Source organism: Leptospira selangorensis, from assembly GCF_004769405.1.
GTDB lineage: Bacteria > Spirochaetota > Leptospiria > Leptospirales > Leptospiraceae > Leptospira_B > Leptospira_B selangorensis.
The window spans coordinates 1-535 of record NZ_RQES01000030.1; the positions used below are offsets into that span (position 1 = coordinate 1).

The window sequence follows — 535 nt, forward strand, 5'->3', positions numbered from 1 at the left end:
ATCAATAATGCTTTCTTAGGAATCAAAGAAACAGAATAAGAATTCTCTTACATTACCACGTCGCCTAACTATCGGCTCTGACGCTGCACTTCGGGCTTGCTTCGCAACCCTCGTTTGGCCTTCGGCACATTTCGCTTTGTCATTCGCCTTGCAGGGCAAGTCTCATGCCAAGTGCTTACGCACTCGCGAAACGTCGTCAAGCCTTGGTCGTTATACGAAATGGCTGGCAAATTGCCTTTCTACAAGAATTGACAAAATATATCAAATCTGATATACTGACCCTGTGAAGTTCAAAGTCCAGCTTTTGGAACCGGCAGAAGATTTCTTACTGAAGCTGGAAAATAAATTAAAGGCAAAAGCATTCCGAACTATTGAATTATTAGCGGAATTTGGACCTGAACTTCGAGAACCTTTTTCTAAAAAGATTCAAGGCTATGCAGGATTGTTTGAACTAAGAATCAAACAAGGTTCTAATATTTGCAGATTATTTTACTTTTTTGAAAAGGGTCGGGTTGTCATAATAACTTCTGGTTTT

Annotated in this window: 1 protein-coding gene; it reads left to right on the plus strand. The window is 40.0% G+C overall.

Features of this window, described 5'->3' with window-relative positions:
* Positions 1–283: 283 nt before the first annotated feature.
* Positions 284–535: type II toxin-antitoxin system RelE/ParE family toxin (locus EHO58_RS19460; protein WP_208728883.1), on the plus strand; the 252-nt coding region annotated here is incomplete at its 3' end.